This window comes from Pseudonocardia sp. TRM90224 (genome assembly GCF_021245725.1).
GTDB lineage: Bacteria > Actinomycetota > Actinomycetes > Mycobacteriales > Pseudonocardiaceae > Pseudonocardia.
The window spans coordinates 1-14,820 of sequence record NZ_JAJGSX010000062.1 but is presented as its reverse complement, the minus strand read 5'-3'; the positions used below and the strand labels follow the sequence as shown (position 1 = coordinate 14,820).

General features: G+C 68.3%; 16 protein-coding genes and 3 pseudogenes. 6 read left to right on the top strand and 13 right to left on the bottom strand.

Features of this window, described 5'->3' with window-relative positions; translation table 11 throughout:
* Positions 1 to 2 precede the first annotated feature (2 nt).
* A complete protein-coding gene (locus LL648_RS40590) occupies positions 3 to 476 on the bottom strand; it encodes a hypothetical protein (RefSeq protein ID WP_232668298.1) in 474 nt (157 codons plus the stop codon).
* A gap of 241 nt (positions 477 to 717) precedes the next feature.
* Here LL648_RS40590 and LL648_RS40585 point away from each other — a divergent pair, with 241 nt between their 5' ends.
* Entirely contained in the window at positions 718 to 978 is a 261-nt protein-coding gene (locus tag LL648_RS40585; protein WP_232668297.1) for a hypothetical protein, read from the top strand.
* A 353-nt stretch (positions 979 to 1,331) separates the two neighbouring features.
* Here the strand turns inward: LL648_RS40585 and LL648_RS40580 are convergent, their stop codons facing one another.
* The 11 genes and pseudogenes from LL648_RS40580 to LL648_RS45915 all read right to left on the bottom strand — a co-directional run bounded on the left by LL648_RS40580 (position 1,332) and on the right by LL648_RS45915 (position 9,615).
* On the bottom strand, positions 1,332 to 1,625 hold the full coding sequence (locus tag LL648_RS40580) for a hypothetical protein (protein ID WP_232668296.1): 294 nt from the start codon (positions 1,623 to 1,625) through the stop codon (positions 1,332 to 1,334).
* Entirely contained in the window at positions 1,612 to 1,839 is a 228-nt protein-coding gene (locus LL648_RS40575) for a hypothetical protein (protein ID WP_232668295.1), read from the bottom strand. The genes LL648_RS40580 and LL648_RS40575 overlap by 14 nt, the downstream gene beginning before the upstream one ends.
* A 1,136-nt stretch (positions 1,840 to 2,975) precedes the next feature.
* Positions 2,976 to 3,333, bottom strand: a pseudogene (locus LL648_RS40570) (helix-turn-helix domain-containing protein).
* 318 nt (positions 3,334 to 3,651) lie between these two features.
* Positions 3,652 to 3,756: pseudogene (locus LL648_RS45920) on the bottom strand (transposase family protein); the annotation flags it as partial.
* Positions 3,757 to 4,082: 326 nt separating this feature from the next.
* Complete coding sequence (locus LL648_RS40565; protein WP_232668294.1) at positions 4,083 to 4,346, bottom strand: hypothetical protein; 264 nt, start codon at positions 4,344 to 4,346, stop codon at positions 4,083 to 4,085.
* A 451-nt stretch (positions 4,347 to 4,797) separates the two neighbouring features.
* Positions 4,798 to 5,466 (bottom strand): GntR family transcriptional regulator, encoded by a 669-nt coding sequence (locus LL648_RS40560; RefSeq protein WP_232668293.1) that lies wholly within the window; start codon positions 5,464 to 5,466, stop codon positions 4,798 to 4,800.
* Positions 5,467 to 5,479: 13 nt separating this feature from the next.
* A complete protein-coding gene (gene solA, locus LL648_RS40555) occupies positions 5,480 to 6,634 on the bottom strand; it encodes an N-methyl-L-tryptophan oxidase (RefSeq protein WP_232668292.1) in 1,155 nt (384 codons plus the stop codon).
* The gene (locus LL648_RS40550) at positions 6,631 to 7,383 is read right to left on the bottom strand and encodes an amino acid ABC transporter ATP-binding protein (RefSeq protein WP_232668312.1); all 753 of its coding nucleotides are present in this window, start codon (positions 7,381 to 7,383) and stop codon (positions 6,631 to 6,633) included. Before LL648_RS40550 ends, solA begins: the two co-directional genes overlap by 4 nt.
* Before the next feature lie 11 nt (positions 7,384 to 7,394).
* A complete protein-coding gene (locus tag LL648_RS40545) occupies positions 7,395 to 8,297 on the bottom strand; it encodes an amino acid ABC transporter permease (RefSeq protein WP_232668291.1) in 903 nt (300 codons plus the stop codon).
* Complete coding sequence (locus LL648_RS40540; protein ID WP_232668290.1) at positions 8,294 to 9,115, bottom strand: ABC transporter substrate-binding protein; 822 nt, start codon at positions 9,113 to 9,115, stop codon at positions 8,294 to 8,296. The genes LL648_RS40545 and LL648_RS40540 overlap by 4 nt, the downstream gene beginning before the upstream one ends.
* A 107-nt stretch (positions 9,116 to 9,222) precedes the next feature.
* Positions 9,223 to 9,615, bottom strand: a complete 393-nt coding sequence (locus tag LL648_RS45915; protein ID WP_374112186.1) for a hypothetical protein — start codon at positions 9,613 to 9,615, stop codon at positions 9,223 to 9,225.
* A gap of 520 nt (positions 9,616 to 10,135) precedes the next feature.
* Here LL648_RS45915 and LL648_RS40530 point away from each other — a divergent pair.
* From LL648_RS40530 to LL648_RS40525, 3 genes and pseudogenes are all read left to right on the top strand, one after another.
* Positions 10,136 to 10,543, top strand: a complete 408-nt coding sequence (locus LL648_RS40530) for a hypothetical protein (RefSeq protein WP_232668289.1) — start codon at positions 10,136 to 10,138, stop codon at positions 10,541 to 10,543.
* Complete coding sequence (locus LL648_RS45910) at positions 10,438 to 10,788, top strand: group II intron maturase-specific domain-containing protein (protein WP_374112185.1); 351 nt, start codon at positions 10,438 to 10,440, stop codon at positions 10,786 to 10,788. Before LL648_RS40530 ends, LL648_RS45910 begins: the two co-directional genes overlap by 106 nt.
* Positions 10,789 to 10,914: 126 nt before the next feature.
* A pseudogene (locus tag LL648_RS40525) lies at positions 10,915 to 11,208 on the top strand (transposase); the annotation flags it as partial.
* A gap of 373 nt (positions 11,209 to 11,581) precedes the next feature.
* Here the strand turns inward: LL648_RS40525 and LL648_RS40520 are convergent.
* Positions 11,582 to 11,749, bottom strand: a complete 168-nt coding sequence (locus LL648_RS40520) for a hypothetical protein (RefSeq protein ID WP_232668288.1) — start codon at positions 11,747 to 11,749, stop codon at positions 11,582 to 11,584.
* Between the two features lie 391 nt (positions 11,750 to 12,140).
* On the opposite strand from LL648_RS40520, the gene LL648_RS40515 reads away from it, so the two are divergent.
* Positions 12,141 to 13,322 carry a glycosyltransferase gene (locus tag LL648_RS40515; RefSeq protein WP_308190455.1) on the top strand — a complete coding sequence of 394 codons (1,182 nt, stop codon included), beginning with the start codon at positions 12,141 to 12,143 and terminating at the stop codon, positions 13,320 to 13,322.
* The coding region (locus LL648_RS40510) for an amylo-alpha-1,6-glucosidase (protein ID WP_232668286.1) at positions 13,319 to 14,820 on the top strand (1,502 nt) is incomplete at its 3' end. The genes LL648_RS40515 and LL648_RS40510, both read left to right, overlap by 4 nt.

The following is a 14,820-nucleotide window of genomic DNA, read 5'->3' as shown; positions in this document are numbered from 1 at the left end:
GGCTACTGGTTCCGGCCGTTGCGGAAGGTCGACGAACTGCCACTGGACGACGAACCCGCCACTGGTGGTGGGGTGCTCTCTCGGGCGAGTGGTGCGTGATGCACGGTGTGCGCTCTGGCGCTCAGCTTCGCTGCGGCAGCACTTTCGGGGTCCGGTCCGTCCGTTGTTGCGTTCACAGGGTCGCCCTTTCCGGAGGTCTCCATATCGAGGGTTTCGCGTCCGCTCGAGGCTCTGCGCGCGATGAGCGAGTGGAGCAGCACCACCGCGCCCGCCATCGCGCCACCGGCGATCAAAGCTGCCGATGCCCTGTCGTGGTGGGCGGCGAACCCGAGCAGCCCAGCGAGGTTCCCTACGATGAGCGTGCCGAGCATCAGTGCGGTGTGGATCGAGACGAACGGCTCGGGCGGCTCGCCGGGCGACAGATTCTCGGACAACGGGACCTCTGGTGGGTCGGTGAGCGCTGAAAGCTGGTTCATCTACCTACTGCGCGAACGGGCCCGATTCGTGAACTTCCTCTTCAAGATTCCTTCTCCAGGCGCGCGTGTCGTGTCTCAGTCCCAGTTTTGTCCCCGGATACTGACCGTATCCGGGGCCAGGTCACAGGGAGCCGAGCATGCCCGACACCGAGTCCACGCACGACAGGAGCGACTTCTACCGGCATGTCGCCGGTCAGGTGCGCCGAGACGTGCTCGCCCGCGCCGACGGCGATGGTGCCTGGTGAGCGCCTTTCGACAGAGTCGAGCGTTTCCGACGCCGGAGGAGGTCTTCACCCGGGCCGCGGAGAGCCTCGACCTCGCGTGCACCGCGTTGTCGGATGCCCGCGACTGGCTGGACTGGCTGGGCTCGGACTGGGCGCCGGGCAGCGAGCTGACCGACGCGCAAGCCGTAGCCCGCGGCACGGTGTACCGCGCCGTCGCTGTCTGCAAGGCCGAGATTGGCCAGGCCATGAACGCCATCTCCGCGGCGGCCGACCGATGAGCACCGACGACCCGACGGCCTGATCCACTTTTCGATCAGCGCGGCGCCGTCTGCTGTCGCCCAACGCGTCATCGAAGCGTGCGTCGGCATCGCGCCGACCGAGGGGGAAGCCGGCGATGCCGTCCTGCTCGCTTCCAAGCGGCAAGGCCGGCTCGCCCTGGCCGCCCACGACCGGCAGCTGATCTAGAGATTCCTCGACCCCGACGAGTCCTGGGAAGACGTGGTCACCGTCGAGCTCTGTGAGCGCCACGGTGCAGGAGCGCGCCGCGGGCAGGTACCTGTTCGACACCATGGCCCGACGGGCGCTTCGCTGCTGGTGGAGGTGGCACGCTCGACGTCGGCAAGTCCTGATCTCAGAGGTCGAGCGCCGCGCGCAGCGCCCCGTCGAGCAGGGTCGCCGTGGTCGCATCGACGGTGCCTTGGCGGTTGCCGACCCAGGCGCGGTAGAGCCTGCTCAGGTCGCCGGCGTAGGCCCAGCGGCCGTCTCCGACCGGCGAGGACGTCGCCCGGGTCGCGATCGCGTAGCTCGATGCCGAGTAGCCACGGGCGTGTGAGTCGTTGATGCCGTCGCTGGACAGCAGCACGACGGTGCGGGCCTGGTCGGATGTGGATGGGCGGACGTAGCTGCGCAGTTCACCCCGCCGCACGGAGGTCCTGCTCTGCCGCGGTGTCGTCGGCGTCGGCGGCGAGCGCCTCGGTGAGGTAGTTGCCCCAGTTGGTGCCGGCGCCGAGCCGGACGGCTTCGCGTCGGGCGGCGGCCGATGTCCACGCGGACAGCGACATGCCGGCGTGCTCGGCGGCTTTCTCGGCCATGCGGAGAGCTGTCTCATCGAGCGAGAGCGTCACCTTGCGAGTTGCCACACCAATTGTCGTACCGGATATCCGGCTACTTCTCGGGCCTCCGATCGAGTTGCGTCGGTCGCAAGGGGCTTGGCCTGCGACGATGCCCGACCCATACTCGAATGCATGTTCGGGACCGTGGCAGGCGCAGTGGCCGAGTTTCGAGCGGCCGGGGTAGCGAACCGCCGCGCGTCAGCCATCGTGCATGGCGGTACACCAATCCGACTTGCTGGCAGGGACGACACGTGACCGATGAACCAGGCGATCGACGCCGGCGTTCCGCTCGACCGCATGGACGACCGCATGGACGACCGCGTCGCGGCAAAGCGAGCCTGAGTCGAGAGCCACGGAGTGAGCGATCGGGACGTCCCGGTGCCGACGGGTACGCGTGGAGTAATGACGGGCGAGCGATCAGCGGATCTGCCGAGCAGGTCACGGCAGAGCGACAGGAAGAGATCGCGCGGCTTCTCGAGCATCTTGCGGCGGAAGTGCGGCGCGTTCGCCCGGCCGGGGCGACGTTGTTTTGCGACGACAACTTCAGCGATGACCCGAGCTATCAGGATCTGCCGTGGCTCGAGAGGCCCGTAACCAGCCAGACGGTCATGATCCAGTTGACCTGGAAGAACGACACGGCGGAGCAATAGCTGCACGCTTCATCAACGCATCAGTCTGGACATACCAGGCGCTCATGGGCGAGCTCAGGGGGTTGGCCTTCCCGGCCGCATCCCGCCAGCGGGCGCGCTCGGTTGCCGCGCAGATCCGCGACCACCCCCTGTCGGTGCCCCGGACCGCTCGGTGAGCAGGTGATGCGTCGCGTTCGGTTCCGTTTCGCCCGTACTCGGCCATGCTCCAAACACCGGAGATCAACGGGCCGGACGGGTGGATCCTCGTGGAGGGTACGGTGCGCAGCTACACCTTCACGCCTGCCCGCATCGAGGTCAGCGAGGTCTGGCGGGCCCGCCACTCCAAACGACTGCAACGGTCGGCTTTACGCCGACCGTCACCTCGACGAGCTGCTCCTCGCGTTCACCGCGGCGCGCCGCCGGCCGTGCACCCGGCAGCGGGACGGTATGCCGGCGACAACCTCGCTCGATCTGCTGAACCATCTGGTCATGTGGGGTGCGCCGAGCGCGTTGCAGCGTGTGCCGTGTCGAACCCTACGGTTGGCCTTGGGTCTTGTTCCCGGCGGTCGGTGGCGGACCCGCTTCGGCGTCGCCCCGGGTGGCTCCGAGTTCGTCGATGCGGGCGTGTGTCGACGGCGCGCTGAGACTGGATCCAACGCGCCGTTGACAGCGTGTGCGTTCGAGTTCGTCTCGTAGGCCCACGATCCGTGCGGCGGAGTCGAGGGTCATCCCTTCGTCGAACAGCGCGCGGATTCGGGCGGCGAGTTCGAGTTGGCGGCGTGAGTAGCGGCGATGCCCGCCGCTGGAGCGGGTGTGGTTGGAGGACGCCGGCCGCGTCGAGGCTGCGTAGGAGTGCGGGCTGCACCTGTAGTAGTTCCGCGGCCTTGCCCAGGGTGACGGCGGGGTAGTCCTCTCGCAGCGCGACGTCGTCGACGCTGAGCACTCTTGGGTATCGGCGCCGGTGGGATCGGCGCCGGTGGGATCGGCAGCGCCATGAGCACCCGCAACATCGTCGAGCGGGAAGTGAGGACAGGACACCCAGCCCGGCCAGCACCGCAGCACCGGCTCGACCGCCTCGACCGGCCAGGGTGATCGCCAACCGGGCGAGCGTCGCGGTCAATCGCTGCGTCCGGCGGGCATACCGTGCGGCCAACGCCGGCACCTGCTCGCGGAAGGTCCGCTGCGGGCTCTCCTTGTTGTCGCAGGCCATATGCCGTACCCGCAGCTCGATGACGACGCTGCGACCGGCCACCGGGAGATCGGCCAGCCGCCGAACATGCCAGGCATGCGTGCGCCGCGACGCGCTGCCACAGCGCGGACAAACACCATCAGGACCGTTGACCTGGTGCGCAGCCGCACGACGGTGCCGGTGTCGTCGACTTCGTCGATGACCAGCGCAGACAACTCAGACAACTGCACAGCAGCAAGATCGCGAGTGCACGGGCGGTGACGATCACAGACCCGCGCCCGTCACCCGAACGGGACGCCAGACCAGCCACCTCTTCTGAGCCAGAGCCGTTGATCGGATAATCTCGCGAGGCGGCGGGCGTGCTCATGGTGCGGGAATCATGGCTGCGTCGTCGCGCCGCCGCCCGCGCGGTGCCCTACACATTCCTGGGCCGTTGCGCGGCTCCTGATGAATCATGCTCGCTGCGAAGACGCGCCCGGCAACGGTTCAACGCTCGCGGCGCGGGCGCTGGGGATGGTCAGCCCCAGCATGGCAAGAGTCTCCGAACAGTCGGCTGCGTCGATGGAGTGCCCGGCCACGACGCGCGCAGCCCGCGCCCGCTGCGTGTCTTCGTGGATGAGGTTGGCGGCCTGATTCGCGGCGAACTCGCCGGCGATGGGGGAGGTCGATTTTCCGGTCCACGCCATTCGTGGTGACTCCGATCCCGCGAGCGGCATCGAGGCTGCTCGCGGTCTTTGCCGGGACGGCGATCTGCCCGAGACGCTCCAGCGCTGCGGCGCGACCCACCCGGCACTTCGACAGTACTCGACGACCCGAGCCAACCATCTTCCGGTGCGATCGGCCACCGCCTCAATGAACCCGGGCGATCCACGTCGCGTACCTTGCGGCTGAGTCGGGGACATGTCGTCCGCTCGCGGTGGTGTTCCCGGTGGTACACCGAGCGGCGTGAGGGGTCGGTCGGGGCCGATGACGTCGGTGGTGGTGCGGTGCTGGGCGCGGAACTCCGGCCAGCCGGACGACCTTGCCGTGGACGGTGATCTTGCGAGGCGAGGTGTTTCACTCGTCGAGGTTGTAGGTTACGCGTTCGACTTGGCTCAGCCGGATCGCGAGCCTGGCGGCAAGCGTGTGGCGGCGTTCTAGGCCTGCCGTCCGACGTTCTTCCGACCGTCAGATGTCAGCCGTTCCGATGAACGCGCTCAGCGATTCGACCGCGTGGGTGCGGTGCGCGTCGAGTGCGCTGACCAGTCGGTCCGCGTCCCGTCGCTGCAATGCGTCCACGATCTCGCGGTGCTCTTGCGCGACCCGTTCCCGGTTGCCCTTCGATTCGTAGTACACCCAGCGGTAGGCGTCGGTGGCGTTCCAGAGGTTCCGGATGATGTTTACGAGCCGGTCTACCCGGCAGCCGTCGAAGACGGCGAAGTGGAACTCGCGGTTCGCGGTTGTCATCGCCTGCGCGTCGCCTTGCGTGGAGGCGGTCGCAGCGACGCTCCGGGCGACGACAATCTGTTCGATGTCGGCGTCGGTGAGTCGTTCGGCGGCGAGCCGCGCCGCCTGGGTCTCCAGGATGCCGCGAATCCAGAAGATGTCGTGCAGCTCGGCCGCCGACAGCTCGGGTACGTGGTAGCCGCGATGCGGCTGGTGGATCACCCTCCCCTCGCCTTCGAGGATCTTGAGCGCCTCCCGCAACGGCAGCCTGCTCACCCCGAGGCGCTCGGCGATCACCTCCTGCCGGATCGGCTGGCCGGGTTTGAGCTCGCCGGTGCCCAGGGCTTTGCGCAATTCGATCAGCACGAACTCCTGCACCGTCGGCGGGCGCACCCTCGCAGTCTCGTGCACGGCACGGGCTCCTTTAGATCCGTCCCAGCCGGATCGGCGACATGAACGCAAGCGGGGTGTCGGTGCCGCTCGCCACGGATTCCGCGACGACGGCAGCGAGAGCTGGAGCGTACTTGAAGCCGTGTCCGGAGAAGCCGGACGCGATCCGCAGCCGGCTTCCGGCCGCGATGCGCCCCACGAAGGGCGTGCCGTCCGCGGTGAACATGTCGGTGAGCGCGTCGGTCCGCACGGGATCGGGGTGCAATCCGGGTAGTAGGTCGCGCACCATGGCGGACTCGGCGACGAGTTCCTCCTGGCTGTGTCTGCGCTCGATCCGGTCCGGGTCGTCCACTGCGTGCGACGTCGTGAGCCCGGCTACCTTAATACTTATGCCGTCGATCGAGGGGGCGCCGTAGAAGTGCCGCCTCCCGGTTTGCCTGATGAAGATCGGGAACCGGTCGGGCGTGTACATCGCCGGGTCGCGGGCGGCGAACCAGCTCAGTCGCACCCTGCGCGGTTGCAGCAACCGGTCCCACCCCGTCGGTAGCAGCCGGTCGGTCCACGAGCCCGCGCACACGACAGCCTCGCGGACCCGCCACGCGGCGTCCTTCGCGCGGATCTCGATGTGATCGCCATTGTCGAGCACTGTGTCGACGTCGGTGTAGCGCAGGACGGCGGCACCGCGCTGCTCCGCGAGTGCGGTCGCGGCGAGCACCGCGGGTTCGCAGCGCAGGAACCCCGCCTGCGTGTCGAGCACTGCGACCTCGTCGTCGAGAAGTCGATGTTGGGGATAGCGCTGCGCGGCCTGGTCGTGGTTCAGGAGCTCGACCGGGACATCCGCGGCCGCCGCGCTGGCCAGCACCTGGCCGACGTGGCGTCCAGCGGCGCTGCCGATGGCAAGACCGCCGCACTGGACGAGGAGCTCCGTGCCCGACTCGCGCTCGAGCTCGCGCCAGCAGTTGAGCGCGCTGCGCAGCAGGTGCGCGTACTGCGGACCCTCCGCGTACGCCATCCGGAACAGTCGGGTCTCGCCGCCGACGGCCCCACGGTCGTGGCCGGGTGCGTGCCGCTCGAACCCGATAGCACTCACCCCGCGGGTCCCGAGCTGCCACATCAGCATGCTGCCGACCGTGCCGACGCCGATCACGGCGACCTCGGCGTCGAGCGTGACGGTCACAGCGACACTCACAGCACCTTCGACAGGAACACGCGGGTGCGCTCCTCGGTGGGCCCGGCGAGCACGTCCGCCGGGGCACCCCGTTCCACGATCACCCCGTCGTCCATGAACACGAGCACATCCCCGACCTCTCGCGCGAAGCCGATCTCATGCGTGACGACGATCATCGTCATGCCGTCGTCCGCGAGTGCGCGCATCGTCTCCAGCACGTCACCGACGAGTTCCGGATCCAGCGCCGAGGTCGGCTCGTCGAACAGCATCAGCCGCGGCCGCATGGCCAGCGCGCGGGCGATCGCGACGCGCTGCTGCTGGCCGCCCGACAGTTGCGCAGGGTAGGCGTGCGCCTTCGACCGCAAACCCACCCGATCCAGCAGGAGCAACGCTCGGTCCTGGACTTCCGCAGGCCGCTCGCGCTTCACGCGCACTGGCGCCTCGACAACGTTGTTCAGCACCGTCAAATGCGGGAACAGGTTGAACTGCTGGAACACCATGCCGATGGCCGAGCGTTGCCGGGCGGCGTCCCGCTCGGACAGCTCGTGCAGCCTCCGGCCGGCGCGGCGATAGCCGATGAGCGTGCCGTCGACGTGGATCTGGCCGGCGTCGAGCTTCTCCAGATGGTTGATGCAGCGCAGCAGCGTCGACTTGCCCGATCCGCTCGGCCCGACGATGCAGCAGACCTCCCCCGTCTCGACGTCGAGATCAATCCCGCGCAGCACGTCGACAGCACCGTAGGACTTGCGGACGCCGCGCACCTGCACCAGTGGGAGAGGGGTCAAGACGGCACCCCCATGATCTGGACGTGTGCGGGCTTGCTTCGCCGCAGCCGGATCCGGCCACCGCCGATGTCGCCACGCCGGTAGTATCGTTCGATGTAGTACTGGCCGATGCTCAGCACCGTCGTCATCGCCAAGTACCAGAGCGCGGCGACGATCAGCAGCGGGATCGTCTGATACGTGCGCGAGTAGATGATCTGCGCGCTGTGCAGCAGCTCGGCGGCACCGAGCACGCTCACCAGCGACGTGTTCTTCAGCATCGCCACCGTCTGGTTCGCCGTGGGCGGCACGATGATCCGCATGGCCTGCGGGAGGACGACCCGGCGCAGGGTGAGCGTCCGGCTCATGCCGAGGGCCTGTGCGGCCGACGTCTGGCCGCGATCCACCCCGAGCAGGCCTCCGCGGACGATCTCGGCCATGTAAGCGGCTTCGTTCAACGTCAGCCCGAGCACCGCGGCGACGAACGGCGTGATGAACGTGTTGGCGCTGAAGGTCACGAACTCGGGACCGAACGGGATCCCCAGCGACAGCGCGGGGTAGAGGGCGGAAAGGTTGAACCAGAAGATCAGCTGGATCAGCAGCGGCGTGCCGCGGAAGAACCAGACGAACCCGAACGAGATAGCGGCCAGCATGCGGTTGCGGGAGAGGCGCATGACGGCCAGTACCACACCCAGCACGACCCCCAGCACCATGGAGATCACCGTCAGCTCGATCGTCAGCAGCGCACCGGCGGCGATGGCCTCGACCGTCAGGTACCGGGCGACCACGTCCCATTCGAACCGCGGGTTGACGACGATCGTGTGCACCAGCATGGCAGCGAGCACCAGCACGACCAGCGTCCCGGCGAGGTTGCCGACGCTGCGCCGCGGTACGACGACGAGGTCCGCGTCGAGGTCCGTCACGGGACGGGGACCTCGAGCGACGGTTCTGCGGTGACCGCGGCGGCAAGTCCCCACTTCGCGAAGATCTCGCCGTAGGTCGGCGAAGCCATCAGCACCTTCATCGCGGCTTGCACCGCCTGGGTCAGGTCGCCGCCCTTCGGCAGGCCGATCGCCACTGCGCCGCGGTTGAGCTCCGATCCGAGCTCCAGCTTGTCGGGGGCCTGGACGGCGGCGTAGGCGAGCACGGGGGTGTCGGCGTACACGGCGTCCACCCGGCCGCTGCCCAGCTGCAGCACGGCGTCGTTCTGGCTGGGCAGCACGACGGGCTCGATCTTCGGCTTGCCTGCCGACTCGCAGTGCTTCGCTGAGAGTTCCGGCAAACGCTTATCGGCCTGGATCGAAGCCTGCTGCACGGCGACCTTGTGTCCGCAGAGGTTCTCCGCTGTCAGCTTCAGCGGGTTGCCTGCGGCCACCGCGATCGAGCTGCCCCACTCGCCGTAGCGGATCATGTCCAGAACCAGCAGCCGTGGGTTGGTCGCGGCCATGCTGGCGATTGCCATGTCGAACCGCTGCGCGCTCAGCCCGGGGATGATCCCGTCGAACTGAACGTCCTGGATCTGCACCGGGGTGCCGAGCACCCGGCCGATCGCCCGGCCCAGATCGGCGTTCAGCCCGATGATGGTCTTGTTGTCGTTCGCGTAAAACTCGTCTGGTGCGCTCGCCGCGTTCATGACGACGACGAGCGTGCCCGCCTTCCGCACCCGTTCGGGCAGCAGTGCCGCGGCTGCGGCGTCTGTCGGGACGCGCTCGAAAGCATCGAGCTTCTCGATACCGGACATGTCAGTGGCCGGTGCACCCCCGGTGGTAGGACCGGGCGAACTGCTGCAGCCGCTGATCATGAACACAGTAAGTGCGGTGATGAGCCATGTCGAGCGGGGACGAATGTTCACAGGGTTCCGATCAGCAGCAGCGGGGCAACGAGGCACGGTGGAGCCGATCCGGATAAGTAGATGTGCCAGAACTGGATAATGGATCCAATCTGGTCGATGCGCAAGCCGCAGCTACCGTTCGGGGCCGCCGCGCGACCCCGATCACGCACCATCTCGCCGACGAACGGCTGCACCGTGCCGGTGGAGCCGCCGAAGCACGATGGGGAGGGAAGGGTGGAGCCCTGCGGTGTGACGGGCGGCTTGCGGTGACCGACGAGTGTCGACGACGGCTGAAACGATGGCGGGCACGTTTCCTGGACCAGGGCCTGGGAAGGACTGCTCGATGAACCCCGCCCGAGCCGGCCACGCACGGTCGGCGACGAGCAGGTCAAATCGGTGATCACCCGCACGCTGGAGACGACACCGAAAGACGCCACGCCCTGCTCGGCATCCCCACGTTGCGCGACAGGGTGGCGCAGATGGCCCTCATGCTGATCCTGGAACCGATCGTCGGGCCGATTTCTACCCGCCCCGCTACGGATATCGGCCCGGGCGTCGGGCTCAGGATGCCAACTCCGAGATCCACCAGCTGACCAGCCGTGCTTATGAGTGGGTGGTCGCAGGGGACATCACTGCCTGCTTCGACAATGTCGATCATCAGGTTCTGCTGGGCCTGGTCGCCGAGCGATCACCGATCGGAAGGTGTTGCGCCTGGTCCGCGGGCTTCTGCGGGCCGGGATCGTCGCTCAGCATGGCGAGCTGACGGCGAGCCTGACTGGCACGCCACAAGGTGGGGTCGCTTCTCCGCTGCTGGCCAACATCTACCTGTCTGTCCTGGACCGGTACTTCCGGCAGGTCTGGGAACGGGACATGAGTCCGCCGTGGCGGCGTCAGCCTCGCCGTCGCTGAGGGCTGCCGAACTACCGGCTGGTGCGTTTCGCCGACGACTTCGTCGTGCTCGTGCACGGCACCGGGTCCGACGCCCGGACGCTGCGAGCCGAGATCGGCGAGTTGTTGGGTCAACAGTTGAAGATGACCCTCTCGGTGGAGAAGACCCACATCACTCATATCGATGACGGGTTCGTGTTCCTCGGCTTCCGCATCCAGCGGCGGCGCCGGGGCGACGGGCGTCGGGTGGTGTTGACCATCCCGTCCAAGCGAGGGTTGGTCGGGGTGATGCACAAGATCAAGCAGGCCACGAAGACCGGTACCTCGCGCACGCTGGGCAGGGGTTGCGGAAGATCAACCCGGATCCTGCGGGGCTGGCTGCGTACTTCCGCTACGGCGCGTCCAAGCAGACTTTCGCCTATCTGGGCTGGTATGCCTGGTGGCGGATGATCTACAGGATCCGCCGCAAGCATCCGCACCTGACGTGGAAACAGATCCGGCGCCGCTTCTACGGGGCCGATCGGATCCGCGAGGATAAACAGGTCCTCTACAACCCGGCGAAGATGCGGGTGGAACGCTACCGCTACCGCGGCGCAAATCGCCACGCCGTTCAACATCGAGGTGGTCGACCCGGCAGGGGCCCGTTTCCGCCGCACCGGGCACGACAATGTCGCCTTCGTCGGGCAGGTCTCTGAACTGATCACTTGACCCATCGGGACATGTGGAGAGCCGGTGCGGGGACAACCCGCACGCCGGGTTCGGCGGGCGGGGACGGGAAACCGACAGCAGAAGCGCTGCACAGCGTCCCGTCCCCGACCCAACAGATCCAAGCGCTGGACCGCACCGCGCCAGTCCTGCCGATGATGCCCGGAACGCCGGCGCGGGCCACCCACGACGCCGCCGACGACCGCGTCCGCGCGGGCACCTCGAGCCTCTACGCCGCACTCGACGTCGGCTCCGGCACGGGGATCAGCTCGCTATACGCACGCCACTGCGCCATTGAGTTCAAGAAGTTCCTGGCCAAGTTCGATGCCGAAGTACCCGACGAGTTCGAGGTGCACGTGGTGTTGGACAACGCCTCCACCCACAAGACGCCAGCGATCAAACGCTGGCTGACAGCGCCGCAGCCCGGCGGCGAGCTGGATGGTTATGAGCGGGACGGCCAGGTAGAACATGCTCGCCGCCAGCCCGGCGATTCGGAACCCCGACGTGGGCCAGTGCCAGCGACGGACCGTGCGGCTTGAGTAGCGGGTAGAGACGCACGGCGATCCCGACGACTCCGAACTGTCCGAACAGTAGCGGCGCGCTGGTGGCCACGCGCCGGTCTGCCGGATGCGGCGGCGGTGAGGAAGAGCAGTCCGATGAGCGCTGCAGCCTTCCCGCTGGCCTCCGCCGTCGGCTGGGAGCGCAGCGGCGACGGGAGGTGGCGAAAGACATGATGCCCTCCAGCGGCGGGATGATCGCCAGTGGTCGGGTCGACCGGAGCGTTCAGAGATCGTTGGTGCGGCGTTGGCGGCGCCGCTGGGCTTCCCGCGAGAGCGCCGTGATCCCGAGCGCGGACGGAAGCGGGCGGGCGGGATCCGATGTGGTTCGCCGGTCGATGAGCCCGATCGCGATGACGGTGATGAAGATCATGGCTTCTAGTGCTGTGATCATTGCCGATGTCTTCCTGCTCGTCCACCGGTCCCAATCCGGGGCCGAGTATGTGATTGGGCATGTGGGCCGCCGAATGAGGGGCCTGCAATTTGTGGAGCAGTGCTCCTGTGCGTAGGCCCGAATGCGCACCCGGGAAGTATTGTCAATGGCAGTCTACTCCGAGTTCCGGCTGTACGGGGTCGGTGATCGGGTGACTGCTCGGCCCTTCCGCGGTGTGGCCGTGATCGGCTCTCGGGGCCGGTAGGGTGAGGACAGACCGGGTGTCGCAGGGCTTGTCAGTGATCCCGGTCGGCCGTCCAAGCCGTCCGCGGCGGACGCCTCAGCACGTGCAGAGCCCGACGGCCACGAGCGCATTCCCCGACGCCGCGTCCGCGGGCCCGCCGGGCAGCTGGTGGCCTCGGCGACTGGAAGAAGAAACGTGCGCATCGGGCTGCTAGCACCCCCCTGGATTCCTGTCCCTCCTCCCGCCTACGGCGGTATCGAGCGAGTTGTGGCCGTTCAAGCTGCGGGCTTGGCCGCCGCGGGCCACGACGTCACGCTGTGCGCGGCGCCGGGGTCGGCTGTCGAGGGCGTCCGGGTGGTCGAACCGCTCGACTCGTTGCCGGTCCAGATCGGTATGGCCACTGACGAGTGGCGCCACGTGCTGGCGGCCTTGGAGGTGCTTGCCGACCAGGACGTGGTCGTCGACCATTCCGGCCCGCTGGGGGCGCTGCTCTCCGCGCAGGGCCCCGTCCCGTCGATGCACGTGGTGCACGGGTCGCTCGAGGGTGAGCTGCTCGGCATCTACGAGGGATTGGCTATGCGTGCGCCAGGCCTGCACCTCGCAGCGATCAGCCGGTCTCAGCGACAGGCTGCGCCGCATCTTCCGTTCACCGGCGTGTGCCACAACGCGATCGATGTGGACTCGGTGCCGTTCGGCGCCTCCCCGGAGCCGTACTTGGCATTCCTAGGCCGGATGGCACCGGAGAAGGGGGCTGCGGAGGCGATCCGGCTTGCCCGGTCGGCCGGCCGACCCTTAGTGATCGCGGCGAAGTGTCGTGAATCTGCTGAGCAGGCATACTTCGACCGGGAGGTCGCACCGCACCTCGGGCCGGAGGTGACGTTCGTCGGCGAGCTCGGCAGGGAGGCCACCTATGAGTTCCTGTCCAGGGCGTCGGCTCTGCTGTTCCCGATCTCGTGGCGTGAGCCCTTCGGCATGGTGCTGGTCGAGGCGCTCGCGTGCGGCACGCCGGTTCTGGCCACCAATCGGGGAGCGGTCCGGGAGATCGTGCTCGACGGGGTAACCGGCTTCGTCCGCGACAGCGTGGCGGACCTCGGCCCGCTGATCGAGCGACTCGGTGAGATCGACCGTGCGGCCTGTCGCCGTCACGCGGCACGGTATTTCTCCAGTGCCGCGCTTGCCAGGAGCTACGAGCCGATGCTGGCCGACATCGCCGGTAGACCTCGTGACCGGCGCATCCCGGCGGCGGTGGCCCCGATGATCTTCCGGTCGCCGGTGGCTGCAGCCGGCCGGGCCGCAGCGGGCCGTGTGCCGTCCCACGCGGCACGCGTTCCCGCAAGGTTGCGGCGATGAGTGCCGACCCGGGAGCCGTTCCCGACGAGGGACCACCGCAGGGGGTGCTCGCCGGGCCGGGGACGATCACCGTCATCGCGGGGCTGACCTTCGCGGTCTCCGACGAGCTCGGTGACGTCAACGCCGGACCGCTCGGGCTGATCGTCGACGACACCCGGCACCTGTCCCGGTTCGAGGTCATGGTGGACGGCCAGCCGCTGCGACAGCTCGGATCGGGTCTGATGAGTCCGTCGGTCGCCCGATTCCGCAGCTATGCGACGTTGCGGGATCGGCGCCCGGATGCACCTGTGGAGTGCGATCGGAAGCGGGAGGTGTCGGCGGGCGGCATGGCGGAGTCGATCACGTTGCGCTGCTGGACCCTCGACCCCGTGCGGTTGCGCCTTTCGGTCCGGATGGGCGCCGACTTCGCCGACATCTTCCAGGTCCGACGGTTGGCCGGGGATCCGAGCGCGCCCGCAACTGGCGACGTCGTGCGGCGATCGGCCGCCCACCTGTGCTTCCAGGCCGACGGGACCCCCCGCACGACGACGGTGTTGTTGGATCCGGCCCCGGACGAGCTGGCCGGGGGTGAGGCCGAGTGGGACGTCGTCCTGCACCGGGATCGGCCTTGGGCGCTGCGGATCGAGATGCAGGCACGGCGCAGCGAGGACAGCGAGGACAGCGAGGATCGCGCCACGTCGGCTTCGCCGGCCCGGGCGGCAATTCTGCAGGATCCGCTGGTCCGGAGTCGTCCGGAACATTTGGCCCGGGGTTGTCGGCGGTCGCTGGTGGATCTCGACGCGCTCGGCATCCCGGATGAGTTGGACGGCTCGCGGCGCCTGCTGGCAGCGGGGATTCCGTGGTTCGTCGCGTTGTTCGGTCGTGACGCGCTGATCTCCAGCTATCAGGCACGTGCGTTTCGGCCCGAGCTGATGCTCGATGCGGTCTCGGCGCTGGCCGCCCGGCAGGGCAACGTCGAGGACCCGGGCAACGAGGAACAGCCGGGCAAGATCCTGCACGAGGTCCGCTTCGGTGATCGGCCGTGGTTGGGCGAGGGGACGGCCGGCGGGGCGCGTCCCTACTTCGGCAGCGTCGACTCGACCCCGCTGTTCCTGATCGTCCTGGGGCAGGCGATGCAATGGGGAGCTCCACCCGAGGCCCTGGAGCCGCTGCTCCCCGCCGCGCGCGCCGCGCTCGGTTGGCTGCGCGGTCCCGGTGACCCCGATGGTGACGGATTCGTCGAGTATCGCCCTTCCGGTCTGCGGTCGCTGGTCAACCAGGGCTGGAAGGACTCCGAGAACGGCGTGCAGTTCGCCGACGGGTCGTTGCCGCAGCCTCCGATCGCACTGCTGGAGGTGCAGGGCTACGCGTATCGGGCACGGTGCGAGCTCGCGACGGTGCTGGCCCACTTCGGTCACGCCGCGGAGGCGGACGAGTTGCGGGTCGAGGCGGAGCAGCTGCGGGAGCTGATCCGTGCACGGTTCTGGCGGCCAGGGTCAGGCGGGGCGCCCGGCTCGTT

What these genes read in the sequence shown, in the direction of transcription:
- LL648_RS40540 (WP_232668290.1), bottom strand. Translation starts at nt 9,115, where the DNA reads ATGTCCGGTATCGAGAAGCTCGATGCTTTCGAGCGCGTCCCGACAGAC.
- LL648_RS40520 (WP_232668288.1), bottom strand. Translation starts at nt 11,749, where the DNA reads ATGATCACAGCACTAGAAGCCATGATCTTCATCACCGTCATCGCGATC.
- LL648_RS40590 (WP_232668298.1), bottom strand. Translation starts at nt 476, where the DNA reads ATGAACCAGCTTTCAGCGCTCACCGACCCACCAGAGGTCCCGTTGTCC.
- LL648_RS40565 (WP_232668294.1), bottom strand. Translation starts at nt 4,346, where the DNA reads ATGCCGCTCGCGGGATCGGAGTCACCACGAATGGCGTGGACCGGAAAA.